Source organism: Streptomyces sp. 4N124, from assembly GCF_052245395.1.
Taxonomy (GTDB): domain Bacteria; phylum Actinomycetota; class Actinomycetes; order Streptomycetales; family Streptomycetaceae; genus Streptomyces.
Window position 1 is genome coordinate 92,671 of record NZ_JBQQBS010000012.1, and the last position, 15,384, is coordinate 108,054.

9 protein-coding genes and 1 pseudogene are annotated in these 15,384 nt (G+C 67.2%); 8 read left to right on the forward strand and 2 right to left on the reverse strand.

The genetic code is table 11. From position 1 onward, the window contains the following. Positions 1–64 precede the first annotated feature (64 nt). Positions 65–724 (forward strand): annotated as a pseudogene (locus tag ACTWQO_RS15095) (transposase); the annotation flags it as partial. Here the strand turns inward: ACTWQO_RS15095 and ACTWQO_RS15100 are convergent. Further along, a complete protein-coding gene (locus ACTWQO_RS15100; protein WP_443237819.1) occupies positions 725–2,713 on the reverse strand; it encodes an alpha-glucuronidase in 1,989 nt (662 codons plus the stop codon). A gap of 19 nt (positions 2,714–2,732) precedes the next feature. After that, the gene (locus ACTWQO_RS15105) at positions 2,733–6,539 is read right to left on the reverse strand and encodes a GH92 family glycosyl hydrolase (protein WP_443237820.1); all 3,807 of its coding nucleotides are present in this window, start codon (positions 6,537–6,539) and stop codon (positions 2,733–2,735) included. Between the two features lie 392 nt (positions 6,540–6,931). Here ACTWQO_RS15105 and ngcE point away from each other — a divergent pair, with 392 nt between their 5' ends. The 7 genes from ngcE to ACTWQO_RS15140 all read left to right on the forward strand — a co-directional run bounded on the left by ngcE (position 6,932) and on the right by ACTWQO_RS15140 (position 15,245). Continuing rightward, on the forward strand, positions 6,932–8,404 hold the full coding sequence (ngcE, locus tag ACTWQO_RS15110; protein ID WP_443237821.1) for an N-acetylglucosamine/diacetylchitobiose ABC transporter substrate-binding protein: 1,473 nt from the start codon (positions 6,932–6,934) through the stop codon (positions 8,402–8,404). Positions 8,405–8,474: 70 nt separating this feature from the next. Next, positions 8,475–9,404: a carbohydrate ABC transporter permease gene (locus ACTWQO_RS15115; protein ID WP_443237822.1), complete on the forward strand. Its 930-nt coding sequence runs from the start codon at positions 8,475–8,477 to the stop codon at positions 9,402–9,404. 15 nt (positions 9,405–9,419) lie between these two features. Beyond that, positions 9,420–10,355 carry a carbohydrate ABC transporter permease gene (locus tag ACTWQO_RS15120; protein WP_443237823.1) on the forward strand — a complete coding sequence of 312 codons (936 nt, stop codon included), beginning with the start codon at positions 9,420–9,422 and terminating at the stop codon, positions 10,353–10,355. Positions 10,356–10,537: 182 nt separating this feature from the next. Next, positions 10,538–11,737, forward strand: coding sequence for an ROK family transcriptional regulator (locus ACTWQO_RS15125; RefSeq protein WP_443237824.1), 1,200 nt, complete (start codon positions 10,538–10,540; stop codon positions 11,735–11,737). 133 nt (positions 11,738–11,870) lie between these two features. Beyond that, positions 11,871–12,968, forward strand: a complete 1,098-nt coding sequence (locus ACTWQO_RS15130; RefSeq protein ID WP_443237896.1) for a sugar ABC transporter substrate-binding protein — start codon at positions 11,871–11,873, stop codon at positions 12,966–12,968. 193 nt (positions 12,969–13,161) lie between these two features. Beyond that, complete coding sequence (locus ACTWQO_RS15135) at positions 13,162–13,947, forward strand: ATP-binding cassette domain-containing protein (protein WP_443237825.1); 786 nt, start codon at positions 13,162–13,164, stop codon at positions 13,945–13,947. A gap of 2 nt (positions 13,948–13,949) precedes the next feature. Then, positions 13,950–15,245 carry a sugar ABC transporter permease gene (locus tag ACTWQO_RS15140; protein ID WP_443237826.1) on the forward strand — a complete coding sequence of 432 codons (1,296 nt, stop codon included), beginning with the start codon at positions 13,950–13,952 and terminating at the stop codon, positions 15,243–15,245. The last annotated feature ends 139 nt before the right edge of the window (positions 15,246–15,384 follow it).

Here is a 15,384-nt window from a genome sequence, read left to right on the forward strand (position 1 = left end):
TGAAGCTGGTGGTGCAGGTCAAGCTGCTGCCGACGAGGTCAAGCCCCGCTGGAGCCTGGGTGCGCAGGGCGCGCAGCCCTACGACGACCGCATGCTGTCCTGGCAGATCCCCGGCCGCACGGTGTCGATCTGGACCACCGGGGGGCGGGTCAAAAACGTGGCGTTCACCGCCTCACCGGAGCAGTTGGCCACCCTGGCCCTGTACCGCAAGGGCGAGTCCGACCTGCTGGAGCGGGACGGCATGTGGTTCCTGAACGCCACCTGCGAAGTCCCCGAAGCGCCGCTGAACACCGAGCCGGTGGACTTCCTCGGCATCGACCTGGGCATCGTCAACATCGCCACCACCTCGGACGGCGAGATCACGGCCGGACGCACACTCAACCGCATCCGGATCCGCGAGCGGACACTCCGTACCAAGCTGCAGAAGAAGAACACCCCGTCCGCCAAGCGCCGGCTCAAGAAGCGGCGGCGCAAGGAGGCCCGTAGGGCCAAGGACATCAACCACAAGATCGCGAAGCATGTGGTGGCCGAGGCAGAACGCAGCGCCGCGTGCGGCCACATCGACAAGGCGAACCGGGTGAGCCAGGCCTGGTTCGCGTGCCGGTCCTGCGGATTCGTTGATCACGCAGACCGCAACAGCTCCCGCAACATCCGCGCGAGAGCGTGGGAGTTGTGGCGACGCGGGGCCCAGTCAACGGCCAGCGCCTTAGCGCCGGGTAGTTGACTAGATCCGGCGCCCATGTGCGTCGGCCACACCGGACTTGCGGAAGAAGTAGCTGTTCACCTGATCCCGCCACTCCCGGGCGGAGCGCACCTGCTCCTCGTACCGCTCGGCGACCCGCGCATGGCGTGCCGGATCGACCAGGTCCACGAGCGAGGCCCAGGTCTCCCGGGCCTCCTCCACCTCGGCCACGCCTTCGAAATGGGTGTCGTAGATGTGCTGGATCACCGTCTTGCCGCTGTGCAGCGTGTGCCCGTACGACATGTGGTGGAAGAACAGCAGCAGCTCGTCGGGGCAGGTGTCCGGCGACTCGTACACCTCGGACCACGGCTTGGCGTACTGCGCCGCATACCCGGTGCCGGTCGCCGCGCTGCGGTCCACGCCGATGCCGTCCCGGTCGGCGAAGTGATAGGTGCCCCACGGGCTGTACTCGTAGCCGTCCACGCTGGGCCCGTAGTGATGCCCGGGCTGCACCATGAAGCCCACGCCGAGCGGCGCGGTGTACTTCTCGTACGTCCGCCAGGAGCCCCTGAGTACCGTGTGCAGCCCGGCGACCAGCCGCGGGGGAGCGGCAGGGAACGTCAGCGCGATCCACTCGTCCAGCAGCCGGTGCGGGTCCGCGTCGGGCTGCCAGGCGAGCCTGCCGACCGTGTAGAGGTTCGCCTGGGCCAGCGGATGCCCGGTCCAGAAGGGGTCGTCACCGACGTTGGACACCGCGACCAGACCGCCGGCCAGTTCCCCCACGCTTGTCTCACTCGCTCCGCCCTCCGGCCGGAACCGCAGCACCCCGCTCCACATCGGCCCCAGCCAGCACACATGCCGCTGCTGACCGGTGTACTCCTGCGTCGCCTGCACCTCCAGCGCCAGCCGCGTCCGTGGCATCGCACCCAGCACCGGTGACACCGGCTCCCGCACCTGGAAGTCCATCGGCCCGTGCTTCACCTGGAGCACCGCGTTGTCCGCGAACTCCCCGTCCAGGGGCACGAAATGGTCGTACGCCGCCCGCGCCCGGTCCGTCGTACGGTCCCGCCAGTCCTGGCGGTGGTTGTAGACGAACGCCCGCCAGTGCACCGTGCCGTCGTGCGGAGCCAGCGCGGCGGCCAGCATGTTCGCGCCGTCCGCGTGACTGCGGCCGTACGCGAACGGGCCCGGCTGTCCCTCCGAGTCGGCCTTCACCACGTACCCGCCGAAGTCCGGTATCGCCGCGTACACATCGGCAGTCGCCCGCGCCCACCACTCCCGTACCCGCGCGTCCAGCGGATCGGCCGTCTCCAGCCCCCCGAGCACGATCGGCGCGGCGAAGGTCACCGACAGATGCGTTCTGATCCCGTACGGCCGCAACGCGTCGGCCAGAGCGGCGACTTCACCGATCCGGTCGGTCAGCAGACGTGCCTCGGTCCTGTGCACATTGACGTTGTTCACGGCCACGGCGTTGATCCCGCAGGCCGCGAGCAGCCTGCCGTACGCCCGAACGCGCTCCAGTTCTCCGCGCGGCCGCCCGTCCGCCCAGAACAGCGAACCGCCGGAGTAGCCGCGTTCCACCTGGCCCATCACCGGGTGCACGGCCACGTTGTCCCAGTGGTCCAGCATGCGCAGCGCGAGGGCCGGGCGGTGCACTTCGCGGGCGCGGTCGCCGCTGAAGGCGTCCTCGCCGAGCCGTACGACGTGGAAGAGGCCGTACAGCAGCCCGGCCTGCCCGGACGCGGAAACGGTCGTGCAGCCGTTCTCGCGCCCGCAGGCGAACTCCTCGTCCCCGAGCCCCGGCCGCAACTCGAAGACGAGGTCGTACGACACGCCCCCGCCCGGCCCGGGATCGCGGTCCACGCGACCTCCGAACCGGGCGCAGGCGTCCGCCACTTCACCGTGCACCGTCTCCACCAGGAGACCCGATCCGCGGATCAGGGTCCGCCGGGTGCCGAGCGGCCGGAAGGCGGTCGGTGGCAGCCAGGCCGGGTCGACACCCTCGGCGAGGACGGGCACGCGAAGCGGCACGAGACCTCAACTCCTCGACTCAGGCGAGGAGTTCGACCTCCGAGACGGTCGCCTCGCCGTTCAGGACCAGGCGGTACTTCTCGTACGTACCCGGCCGCCCCACGGAGAACGCGCGCGTCTGCTTGTCCCAGGTGAAGGACTCACCCGACCGCTGGTCGAGCGTCCGCCATTTCGTCCCGTCCGAGGAGCCCTGGAGCGTCCAGCCGGTGGGCGCCTTCGTGCGGTCCGAGGAGGTCAGCGTGTACTGGACGGCCTTCGCGCCCGCGGAGACCGGCAGGTCCACAGAGGTCACCGTCGCCTGGGTCGCCGACGTGTTGTCGAACAGCGCGCCCTCACCCATCAGCACGTCCGCACGCGGCGTCGGTACCTCGTCGTCCTGGGTGATCGACGGGGGCGCCGCGTTCTTCCCGGTACCCCACGCCGACGGCCTCGGCCCCATGTCGAACTCCAGGACACCACCCTTGGCGATCAGCGAGTGCGGCAGCGAAGTCGACGTCCAGGTACGCCCGTTGACCTTCAGCCCCTGCACGTACACGTTCTTCGCGCTGTTCTTCGGCGCCTTGACGACCAGGTCCCGGCCGTTCTCCAGGTGGACCGTCGCCTTGGTGAACAGCGGTGAGCCGATGGCGTACTCGCCGCTGCCCATCACCAGCGGATAGAAGCCGAGGGCGGAGAAGAGGTACCAGGCCGACTGCTCGCCGTTGTCCTCGTCGCCGTGGTAGCCCTGGCCGATCTCGCTGCCGGTGTACAGCCTCGACAGCACCTCCCGGACGTTCTTCTGGGTCTTCCAGGGCTGACCGGCCGCGTCGTACATGTAGTTCACGTGGTGGGCCACCTGGTTGGAGTGCCCGTACATGCCCATCCGTACGTCACGCGCCTCGGTCATCTCATGGATGACGCCGTTGTACGAGCCCTTGAACTCGGGCGAGGCGGTCTCCGGGGTCGCGAAGTACGCGTCGAGCTTCTCGGCGAGCCCCGGCCGGCCGCCGTACAGGTTCGCGAGGCCGCGCGAGTCCTGGGGCGCGGTGAAGGCGTAACCCCAGCCGTTCGTCTCTGTGTAGTCGTAACCCCACACGCGCGGGTCGTACTTGGACGACTCGACCCGCCAGTCGCCCTTCTCGTCGCGGCCCTGGAAGAAGCCGGCCTTCGAGTCGAAGAGGTTGACGTAGTCCTGAGCCCGGTCGAGGAAGTACTCGGACTCCTCCTTGTAGCGTTTCTCGCCCGTCTTCTTGTAGAGGGCCTGGCCCATCTTCGCGATGCCGTAGTCGTTGAGGTAGCCCTCCAGCGCCCACGACAGCCCCTCGTGCGTCTCGGTGCTCGTGTAGCCGAGGAACGGCGAGGTGGTCATGCCCTTGCGGCCGACGCCCGACGAGGGCGGTACGACCGTGGCGTTCTTCACGGCCGCGTCGTACGCGGACTTCGCGTCGAAGCCGACGCCCTTGACGTACGCGTCCGCGAAGGCCACGTCCGATGAGGTGCCGGTCATCAGGTCCGCGTACCCGGGCGAGGACCAGCGGGAGGTCCAGCCGCCGTCCTTGTACTGCTGCACGAACCCGTCGACCATCTCACCCGCCTGACCGGGCGTCAGGAAGGAGTACGCCGGCCAGGTCGTCCGATACGTGTCCCAGAAGCCGTTGTTGACGTACACCTTGCCGTCCACGATCTTCGCGCCGGTGTGCGTCGGGGTGTCCGGGCCGGGCATCGGCGAGAACGGGGAGGCGTACTGGTACTTCGAACCGACCTTCTCGAAGCCGGAGTTGGGGTAGAGGTACAGCCGGTACAGGCTGGAGTACAGCGTGGTCAGCTGGTCCGGCGTGGCGCCCTCGACCTCGACCTTGCCGAGGATCTTGTCCCACTGCCGCTGCGCCTTCGTCTTCACGGCGTCGAAGGACGTGCCGTCCGGGATCTCCTGGCGCAGGTTGTCCTTCGCCTGGTCGACGCTGATCAGGGAGGTGGCGATCCGCAGGGTCACGGTCCGGTCGTCGCCGGGCTGGAACCGCAGATAGCCCTTGACCCCGCTCGACGTCCCCTCCGTCACCGGCGCGTCGAACACCCCGTAGACGAACAGCCGGGTCGCGCCCGTCGACAGGTCCGACTTCACGTCGGAGTAACCGGTGAAGGTACCGCTTTCCTTGTCGAGCGTCAGGCCCGCCTGATCGGTGACGTTGTCGAACAGGACGCTCGCGTCGTCGCCGGGATAGGTGAAGCGCATGACCGCCGCATGGTCGGTCGGCGCCATCTCCGTCTTGAGACCGTTCTCGAAACGCACCCCGTAGTAGTACGGCCGCGCCGTCTCGTTCTCGTGCCGGAAGGCCAGCTCCCGCGCCTCACGGCCGTTGTCGGGAGTGCCGGACGCGGCGGACGGCATCACCTGGAAGGTCTGCCGGTCGCCCATCCAGGGGCTGGGCTCATGGCTCGCGCTGAACGCCTGGACCGTCGGCAGGTTGTCGTCGTTGTTCCCGCGCGCATAGTCGTAGAGCCAGCTCAGCGAACCCGCGTTGGTCACCGGCGTCCAGAAGTTGAACCCGTGCGGCACGGCCGCCGCGGGGAAGTTGTTGCCGCGTGAGAAGCCACCGCTGGAGTTCGTGCCGCGGGTCGTCACCGCGTAGTCCGACAGGTGAGCCTTCGGCTTCTCCCGCGGTACCGCTTTCAGCGCCACGTCATCGAGCCAGCCCCGGAACTTCGCCGGCCCCTTGGGGGAGTCGTACGCCACCAGGATCCGGTCGACGGTCTTCCCGGCCGCGACGGACCCGATCCGCGAGGCCACGTTGTTCCACTGGTTCACGTAGAGGATCTTGGCCGCGCCCTGCCCCCGCGGCGTCAGCGCGAACCCGTGCTGGTCGGTCGCCTTGAGACCGCTCAGATACGTGCCGTCCGTGAAGGCGAGATCGACGGAGACGTTGGTCGCGTCGTAGTCCCGGTCGCCGTCCGCCATGGACGGGAAGATCCGGTACGACAGTTGCGTATCGCGCCCGACGGCCACATTGACGTCGAAGACCTTGTTGTACGAGTAGGCCTGCCCGTCGGCGGTGTGCCGCCCGGCGTAGCGCAGCGCCCGCTTGCCGGTGAAGCCCGCGCCCGACTTCGCCGTCGGCGAGCCGCTCGGGCCGCGGTCGACCAGCGAGAGCATGTCCTGCGGGATCGGGTCGCCGCTGCCGCCCTTGGAGAACTGCACGTCGGCGAGTTGCAGGGCGTCGGAGGCGCCGTTGTTCTTGGTCACGTCGAGCCGGAAGTGCCGGTACTCGGCGACAGTGGCTGCCGGGATGTCGTACGTCTTCGTCTGGAACGGCTCGGAGAAGGTCTCGCCGGTGCGGGTGTCCAGGGTCGTCCAGTTCGTGCCGTCCGTGGAGCCCTTCAGGGTCCAGTCCCGCGGGTTGCGTTCGGCGTGGTCGTTGGCCGACGTCAGCGCGTAGGTGACCACCTTGACCGGCGCGTCCAGATCGAACTCCACCCACCCGGTGGGCGCGAAGGTCAGCCACTTGCTGCTCGGCTCGACGTCGACCAGGTTCTCCTTCACCTCGCCGGCGCCGGTGTTCTCACCGCTGGCCCGGACGTCCGTGACCTGGTTGGTCACGTTGCCCGGAATGCCGCTGCTGTACCCGCCGTCGACGCCGGAGGCACGCTTGCTGCCGTCCGGTGCGGTGTCGACGGTGTTCAGCCAGTCGGGCGCCGGTTCGTCCGCCTCGAACGACGAGGCGAACTCCCGGTCGGCGGCGGCCACCTCCCCGGGCAGCGCGACCGCCACCCCCTGCGAGCCCACCGCCAAAGCAAAGGCGGTCGCCATCACGACCGCCGAACCCCATCTGTGCCGACTTCTGCGCTGCATGAGCAAGCACCCTCCCTGCACCCTGGACAACGTTGTCAATCTCGGTGTGCAAGGACCAGTAGTGGCTCAAGTGGCCAAGCCTGTCAAGGGTGTTGGGTGGGGCATTCGGGGGCAATCCCGGGGATTTATCCGGCAAGGAGTGCACAGGCCGCTCATATTTCCGCGAGGTCTCAACTCGGAAAAGACCGACAGCCAACCTTGCATTCGATCTTGCTCCGTTGGCGGGAAGTGGACTATACCTGTCGGCAATTCACTCGATCCGAAGGTACAGATCCGCACGTCCGATCCGCACGATCGATTCGCACGTCCTGCACGACCCTGCTTGACCTGACCGCGGTGCCGGGGAGGATCCGGTTCACCGCCTGAGTCCTGGAGAAGGCGAGGACTTGAGCATGGGATCCACTTCCGCCGAGAACACCGACAAGACGGCGAACACCGCGAACACCGGTTCCGCAGGCGTGGGCCGTCGTGATCTGATCAAGCGGTCCGCCGCGCTCGGTTTGATCTCCGTACCCACCATGAGTTTCCTGTCCGCCTGCGCGAGCGGCGGCGGAGGGGACGACTCCGACAATGACACCCAGGGCAAGACGTCCAAGGAGAACCCCTTCGGTGTGAAGGAGGGGTCCAAGCTCGACGTCGTGATCTTCAAGGGCGGTTACGGCGACGACTACGCCAAGGCCTGGGAGGCGAGCTTCAAGAAGAAGTGGGGTGTCACCTCCACTCACACCGGCACCCAGGAGATCACCGGCAAGCTCCAGCCCCGCTTCAACGCGGGCAACCCGCCGGACATCGTGGACGATTCGGGCGCCCAGCAGATCCCGATCGACGTCCTGTACAAGAACGGCCAGCTCCTCGATCTCGCCGAGGTCCTGGACTCCCCGTCGATCGACGACCCCGGCAAGAAGGTCCGCGACACTCTCATCCCCGGCACGATCGACGCGGGTCTGCAGGGCGGCAAGATCGTCGCCCTCAACTACATCTACACGGTGTGGGGCCTGTGGTACTCCGGCAAGCTCTTCAAGGAGAAGGGCTGGGAGGTGCCCAAGACCTGGGACGACTTCCTCGCCATCTGCAAGGACGCCAAGTCCCAGGGCATCGGCGGACTCGCGCATCAGGGCAAGTACCCGTACTACATCAACGTCGCCATCATGGACCTGATCGCCAAGACGGGCGGTCTGGACGCCATGAAGGCGATCGACAACCTCGACCCCAAGGCGTTCGTCGGCTCCGACGTCGCGAAGGCGGCCGTCGAGGCGATCTACGAGGTCGTCGAGAAGGGCTACTTGATGCCCGGTACGAATGGCCTGACCCACACCGAGTCCCAGACCCGCTGGAACCAGTACAAGGCCGTGTTCATCACCAGCGGTTCCTGGCTGGAGAACGAGCAGCTCAAGCAGACTCCGGACGACTTCGACATGCAGTTCATGCCGATGCCGCTGCTGCCGGACAGCGCGCTGCCCTTCGAGGCGATCCGGGCCGGCTCCGGTGAACCCTTCATCATCCCGTCCAAGGCCAAGAACCTCGCCGGCGCCAAGGAGTTCATGCGGATGATGCTCTCCAAGGAGTGGTCGACGCTGTTCGCCAAGGAGGCGAACTCGCTGACCATCCTCAAGGACGGCGTCGACACGGGCGTCCAGCTGCGTCCGGGCACGCAGTCCACGGTGGAGGCGTCCGACGCGGCCGGGGACAACACCTTCCGCTACCTGTACACCGAGTGGTACAGCGAGATGGGCACCGCCCTCGAGAACGCGTCAAACGAGCTGATGGCCAAGCGCATTCAGCCCGCGGAATGGCTCAAGCGGTGCCAGGCGGCGGTCGACAAGCAGGCCAAGGACCCGGAGTCCAAGAAGAACCGCCGCGACTGATCTCGCTCGACCGACCGGATTCCGGGCCGGGAATTCCCGGCCCGGGACGGACACCAGGGGCAGGAACGCCATGCGCAAAGGGCAGTACCGGTTCGTCGCGGGGTTTCTCTTCGTTCCCGTGGCGCTCTATCTGATCTTCGTCATCTGGCCGTACATCCAGACGTTCGGCTATTCGCTGACCGACTGGAAGGGTCAGTCGCAGACCTTCAGTTTCGTCGGACTGGACAACTACAAAGCGCTGTTCCAGGACGACATCTTCATGGGGGCCATCTGGCACAACATCCTGTTCCTGGTGTTCATCCCGGTGATCACCATTCTCCTCGCCCTGTTCTTCGCCTTCATGCTGAACGCGGGCGGGCGCAGCCGGGCCGGCGGTGTCTCGGGAGTCGCCGGCTCCAAGTTCTACCGAGTCGTCTACTTCTTCCCGCAAGTGCTGTCGCTCGCGATCCTCGCGGTGCTCTTCGGCGCCGTGTACCGCAGCGACGGCGGCGGCATGCTCAACGGCTTCCTGGTCAAACTGGGGCTCGTCGACGCCAACAGCCCCGTCGAATGGCTGAACGAGCCGAATTTCGTGCTGTGGGCGCTGATAGCGGTCGTCGTCTGGCACGGCGTCGGCTTCTATCTCGTGCTGTTCTCCGCCGCCATGCAGTCCATCCCCAGGGACATCTACGAGGCCGCGCTCATCGACGGCGCCGGCCGCGCCCAGTCCTTCTTCCGCATCACGCTGCCGCTGCTGTGGGACTCCGTGCAGACCGCGTGGGTCTATCTCGGCATCGCGGCGATGGACATGTTCATCCTCGTCGCCACCATGACGTCCGGTGACTACGGCGGTGGCCCCGACCACCACAGCGAGGTCATGGCGACCGTGATGATGCGGAACTTCCTGCTGTACGGCAAGAGCGGCTACGCCTGTGCGATGGGCGTCGTCATGCTGGTCCTCACCCTGATCGTGTCCGCCGTCATGCTGCGCGCCACCCGCCGCGACCGCATCGAGTTCTGAGCCGGAGAGACGACGATGAGCGCACCCCTCAAGGAGACCGCCGCCACCGGCGGCTCCGCCCCGGCCCAGCCCCCGGTCGGCAAGGCCCCGGCCCGCCCGGGGGACGAGCGCGGCGAAGGCGTCGTACTGAACGTCTTCTCGCACGGCTTCCTCGCCCTGTGGGCGCTGCTGATCGTGCTGCCGTTGCTGTGGCTGGTGCTGAGTTCCTTCAAGACCGACGCGCAGATCGGCGGTTCGGCGTTCGGCTGGCCGGAGAGCTGGTCGTTCGAGGTCTTCTCCCGCGCCTGGGACAAGGGCATCGGCGACTACTTCGTCAACACGGTCATCGTGCTGGTGTTCTCGGTGCCGCTGACGATGCTGTTCGGCTCGATGGCGGCGTACGTGCTGGCCCGCTACCAGTTCTGGGGGAACCGCTTCCTCTACTACTTCTTCGTCGCGGGCGCGATGTTCCCCGTGTTCCTGGCGCTGGTCCCGCTGTTCTTCATGGTCAAGCGGCTGGACATGCTGAACACGTACCAGGGACTGATCCTGGTCTACGTCGCCTACTCGATGCCGTTCACGGTGTTCTTCATGCACGCCTTCTTCCGGACCCTGCCGACGGCGGTCTTCGAGGCGGCCGTCCTGGACGGGGCCTCGCACACCCGGACCTTCTTCCAGGTGATGCTGCCGATGGCGAAAGCGGGCCTGCTCAGCGTCGGCATCTTCAATACGCTCGGGCAGTGGAACCAGTTCATCCTGCCGACGGTCCTGATGCAGCCGCAAAGCGGTGACGACCCCGAGCGCTATGTCCTCACTCAGGGCCTCATCCAGCTGCAACAGCAGCAGGGGTACGCCTCCGACCTCCCCGTGCTGTTCGCGGGTGTGACCATTGCGATGATCCCGATGCTGGTCGTGTACCTGTCCTTCCAGCGTCAGGTGCAGGCGGGTCTGACCTCGGCGACCCTGAAGTAACACTCCGCGACGGTCCGTGCGTGCGCCGCTCCCGCGTCGGGGCGGCGCCCACGGGCATGGGCAAGCGCCCCGATCCGGTTCAACCTCTTGACGGGAGGCGACCCGAACGGCTCAGCTTAGAGTTCACTAGTTGGACATAGACGGGGCCTCATCGAAGCGGTCCCCGCGCGCAGGAGGTCGTCGTGGAGACTCCGGGGTCGCAGTCGTCGCTGCACCGAGCCAACCTGGAGCGGGTCGTCCGGGCCGTACGGCTGGCGGGCTCGCTCACCCAGGCGGAGATCGCGAGGACGACCGGCCTGTCCGCGGCGACGGTCTCCAACATCGTCCGGGAGCTCAAGGACGGCGGAACGGTCGAGGTCACGCCCACGTCGGCGGGCGGCCGCAGGGCCCGCAGCGTCTCCCTGAGCGGGGACGCCGGGATCGTGATCGGCGTGGACTTCGGGCATACGCATTTGCGCGTCGCGGTCGGGAATCTCGCCCATCAGGTGCTGGCCGAGGAGGCCGAGCCGCTCGATGTGGACGCCTCCGCCACGCAGAGCTTCGACCGGGCGGAAGAGCTGGTCAACCGGCTGATCGCGGCGACCGGAGTGGACCGCTCCAAGGTCGCGGGCGTGGGCCTGGGCGTGCCGGGGCCGATCGACGTCGAGTCGGGCACCCTGGGCTCCACCGCGATCCTGCCGGGCTGGACCGGCACCAAGCCCGCCGAGGAGCTGGGCGGGCGGCTCGGCGTCCCGGTGCAGGTCGACAACGACGCCAACCTGGCCGCCCTCGGCGAGATGGTCTGGGGCAGCGGCCGGGGTGCGAAGGACCTGGCGTACATCAAGGTCGCCAGTGGTGTCGGCGCCGGCCTGGTCATCAACGGCAAGATCTACCGCGGCCCGGGTGGCACGGCGGGAGAAATCGGGCATATTACTCTTGATGAGTCCGGCCCCGTCTGCCGCTGCGGTAACCGGGGCTGCCTGGAGACCTTCACGGCCGCGCGCTATGTGCTCCCGCTCCTCCAGTCCAGCCACGGCACCGACCTGACCATGGAAGGCGTCGTACGACTGGCGCGGGACGGAGACCCGGGCTGCCGTCGGGTGATCGCCGACGTCGGCCGTCACATCGGCAGTGGAGTGGCCAATCTCTGCAATTTGCTCAACCCGAGCAGAGTGGTCCTCGGCGGTGATCTCGCCGAGGCCGGTGAGCTGGTGCTCGGGCCCATCAGGGAGTCGGTCGGCCGGTATGCGATCCCCAGTGCCGCACGTCAGCTCTCGGTGTTGCCAGGGGCACTTGGCGGCCGCGCGGAGGTCCTCGGGGCCCTCGCGCTGGCGCTCAGTGAGATGGGTGATTCGACCCTTTTGGATGGGTCGTTGACTGCCATTGCTCCTGCCTTCACTTAGAGAACGTATGGCACCGTTGCCAACCCGTTAAGGATTTACTTCTTGACGTCGCACGTGCGGCCGAGTTGACTTCCAGCCACCTCGGCCGCAACGACGCGGCCTCGTCAGGGAGGTTTCTGAAGTGAACACGCGTATGCGTCGTGCCGCCGTTGCCATTGCCGCAGGTGCGATGGCCGTTTCCCTCGCCGCCTGTGGCAGCGCTGAGGAGGCCGACGGTGGCAGTGAGACCGCGGGTACCGCCGCCAAGGGTGACAACATCAAGGTCGGTCTCCTGCTCCCGGAGAACCAGACCGCGCGGTACGAGAAGTTCGACCGCCCCTTGATCGAGAAGAAGATCGGGGAGCTGACGAACAACAAGGCTGAGATCCAGTACAACAACGCCAAGCAGGACGCCAACCTGCAGGCGCAGCAGGTCGACACGATGATCACCAACAAGGTGGACGTGCTGATCCTGGACGCCGTGGACGCCAAGGCGATCAAGAACTCCGTGCAGAAGGCCGTCGACGCCGGCATCAAGGTCGTCGCCTACGACCGCCTGGCCGAGGGCCCGATCAGCGCCTACACCTCGTTCGACAACGTGTCGGTCGGCAAGACCCAGGGCGAGGCCCTGCTCACGGCGCTGGGCGACAAGGCCAAGGACGGCCAGGTCGTCATGATGAACGGCTCCGTCACCGACCCGAACGCCGCCCAGTTCAAGGAGGGCGCGCACTCCGTCCTCGACGGCAAGGTGAACATCGGCAAGGAGTTCGACACCAAGGAGTGGAAGCCGGAGAACGCCAACGCCAACATGGAGTCGGCGATCTCGGCGCTCGGCAAGGACAAGATCATCGGCGTCTACTCCGCCAACGACGGCATGGCGGGCGGCATCATCACCGCCCTGAAGTCGGCCGGCATCGACGTCCCGGTCACCGGCCAGGACGCCGAACTCGCCGCCGTCCAGCGCATCGTCACCGGCGACCAGTTCATGAGCGTCTACAAGCCGTACGCCCCCGAGGCCGACGCCGCCGCCGAGATGGCCGTAGCGCTCGCCAAGGGCGAGTCCCTGGACTCCATCGCCAAGGACAAGGTCGACAGCGGCAGCGCCAAGGACGTTCCGTCCGTTCTGGTCCCCGTCACCTCGATGACCAAGGACAACATCAACGACACCGTCATCAAGGACGGCGTCTACACGATCGACGAGATCTGCACGGCCAAGTACAAGTCGGCCTGCGACAAGATCGGTCTGAAGTAAACAGCCGCAAGTCCCTGTGAAAGTACGGGAATTCGGGAATCCTTATCCGAACTCCCGTACCGGGACTGCCGCTCTCCAGGCTCCTCCGGCGCCCCGCATACACATAGCCCCGCAAGCTCGTTGCGGGGCGCCGGACGGAACATCCCCCTCATTCTTTCTGCACAACCTCCCGCCGGGTCAGGCGGCGAAGGAGATGGTTCACGTGTCCGCTACGCCCGTGCTGGCGTTGCGCGGGGTCTCCAAGCGGTTCGGTGCCGTTCAGGCGCTCACCGACGTAGAGCTTGAGGTCCACGCCGGTGAGGTGGTCGCCCTGGTGGGCGACAACGGCGCCGGAAAGTCCACGCTGGTCAAGACGATCGCCGGCGTCCACCCCATCGATGAGGGCGTCATCGAATGGGACAGCAAGGCCGTTTCGATCAACCGGCCGCACGACGCCCAGAACCTGGGCATCGCGACGGTCTACCAGGACCTCGCGCTGTGCGACAACATCGACGTCGTAGGCAACCTGTTCCTCGGCCGTGAGCTGAGGAAGTGGGGCGTCCTCGACGAGGTCGAGATGGAGCGCCGCTCCCAGGAACTGCTGCAGACGCTGTCGATCCGCATCCCCAGCGTCCGCATCCCGATCGCCTCGCTCTCGGGCGGTCAGCGCCAGACCGTGGCCATCGCCCGGTCCATGCTCGGCGAGCCCAAGCTGGTCATCCTCGACGAGCCCACCGCGGCCCTCGGTGTCGAGCAGACCGCCCAGGTCCTCGACCTGGTCGAGCGGCTGCGCGAGCGCGGCCACGCGGTGATCCTCGTCAGCCACAACATGGCCGATGTGAAGGCCGTGGCCGACAAGGTCGCGGTGCTTCGCCTGGGCCGGAACAACGGCGTCTTCGAGGTCAAGACGACCTCGCAGGAGGAGATCATCTCCGCCATCACCGGCGCCACCGACAACGCCGTGACCCGCCGTGCGGCGCGCACGACCGGGGAGGTTTAACAGTGAGCATCGACAAGACCTCCACGTCCCCGCAGGACGAGCACGCCGTCGAGAACCCCGAGGCCGCCGCGGCCGCGGTGACCGCGGTCGACCCGCGGCTCCTGGTGCGCGAGCGGGGCCTGGCCGGCTATTTCGGCGAGTTCAAGCGGAAGATGAAGGCGGGCGAGCTGGGCTCCCTGCCGGTCATCGTCGGCCTGGTCGTCATCTGCGTCGTCTTCCAGTCCCTCAACTCGGCGTTCCTGTCCGCACAGAACATCAGTGACATCACCGTCACGATGGTCGGCACGGGCATGATCTCCGTCGGCATCGTCTTCGTGCTGCTGCTCGGCGAGATCGACCTGTCGGTCGGCTCGGTCAGCGGCGCGGCCAGCGCCATCGCGGCCGTCCTCGCCGTCAACCAGGGCTGGCCCGAGTGGATGGCGGTGCTCTTCGCCGTCGCCGCCGGTGCGGCCATCGGCGCGGCACACGGCTTCTTCTTCGCGGTGCTCGGCGCTCCCGCCTTCGCCGTGACCCTGGCGGGTCTGCTGTTCTGGCTGGGCTTCATGCTCCAGACGCTGGGTGAGAACGGCACGATCAACCTCGACAGCGACGGCTTCATCGGCAATCTGACCACGTACTTCTTCAGCGACGTGGCCGCCGCCTACGGCCTCGCGGTCGTGATGGTCGCCGTCTTCTTCATCACGTCCTTCCTGGGCAACCGGCGCCGGGAGGCAGCGGGCGTCCCGTCCCGGCCGCTCAGCGACACGGTCATGCGGACGGTGCTGCTGGCCATCGTCTCCTTCGCCGCGGCGGCCATGTACAACCAGTACAAGGGTCTGCCGCTGGCCACGGTGATCTTCCTGGGCTTCCTGTTCCTGACCGACTTCGTGCTGCGCCGCACCTCGTACGGCCGCAAGATCTTCGCCCTCGGTGGCAGCGTGGAGGCATCCCGCCGTGCGGGCATCAACGTCACCGCGGTTCGGATCTCGGTGTTCGCGATCTCAGGTGGGTTCGCGGCGATCGGCGGTCTGTTCCTGGCGTCGAAGATCGCGTCCGCCAACCAGAGCGCCGGAACCGGTGACCTGCTGATGAACGCGATCGCCGCGGCGGTCATCGGTGGTACGTCGCTGTTCGGTGGGCGTGGGCGTACGTGGAACGCGCTGCTGGGTGTGCTGGTGATCGTGTCGATCCAGTACGGGCTGCAGTTGGAGTCCATCGCCGAGCCGGTGAAGTACATGATCACCGCGGGTGTTCTGCTGACGACGGTGGTCATTGACTCGATCACCCGTCGGACGCAGAAGACCGCGGGTCGAGCGTAGGACTCGCCGCAGGGGTGCGGGTGATCTGCTGGGTGCCGGTCCGTTGTGGCTGGTCGCGCAGTTCCCCGCGCCCCTGACGGGGCGCTTCAAGTGCCCGGCACCTGTGAGGTGCCGGGCACAGTCATGTCGTAGGAACGCC

Bases quoted from the DNA above. Each gene is read 5' to 3' on its own strand.
- ACTWQO_RS15105 (WP_443237820.1), bottom strand. From the start codon at position 6,539: ATGCAGCGCAGAAGTCGGCACAGATGGGGTTCGGCGGTCGTGATGGCG.
- ngcE (WP_443237821.1), top strand. From the start codon at position 6,932: ATGGGATCCACTTCCGCCGAGAACACCGACAAGACGGCGAACACCGCG.
- ACTWQO_RS15115 (WP_443237822.1), top strand. From the start codon at position 8,475: ATGCGCAAAGGGCAGTACCGGTTCGTCGCGGGGTTTCTCTTCGTTCCC.
- ACTWQO_RS15120 (WP_443237823.1), top strand. From the start codon at position 9,420: ATGAGCGCACCCCTCAAGGAGACCGCCGCCACCGGCGGCTCCGCCCCG.
- ACTWQO_RS15130 (WP_443237896.1), top strand. From the start codon at position 11,871: ATGCGTCGTGCCGCCGTTGCCATTGCCGCAGGTGCGATGGCCGTTTCC.
- ACTWQO_RS15135 (WP_443237825.1), top strand. From the start codon at position 13,162: ATGGTTCACGTGTCCGCTACGCCCGTGCTGGCGTTGCGCGGGGTCTCC.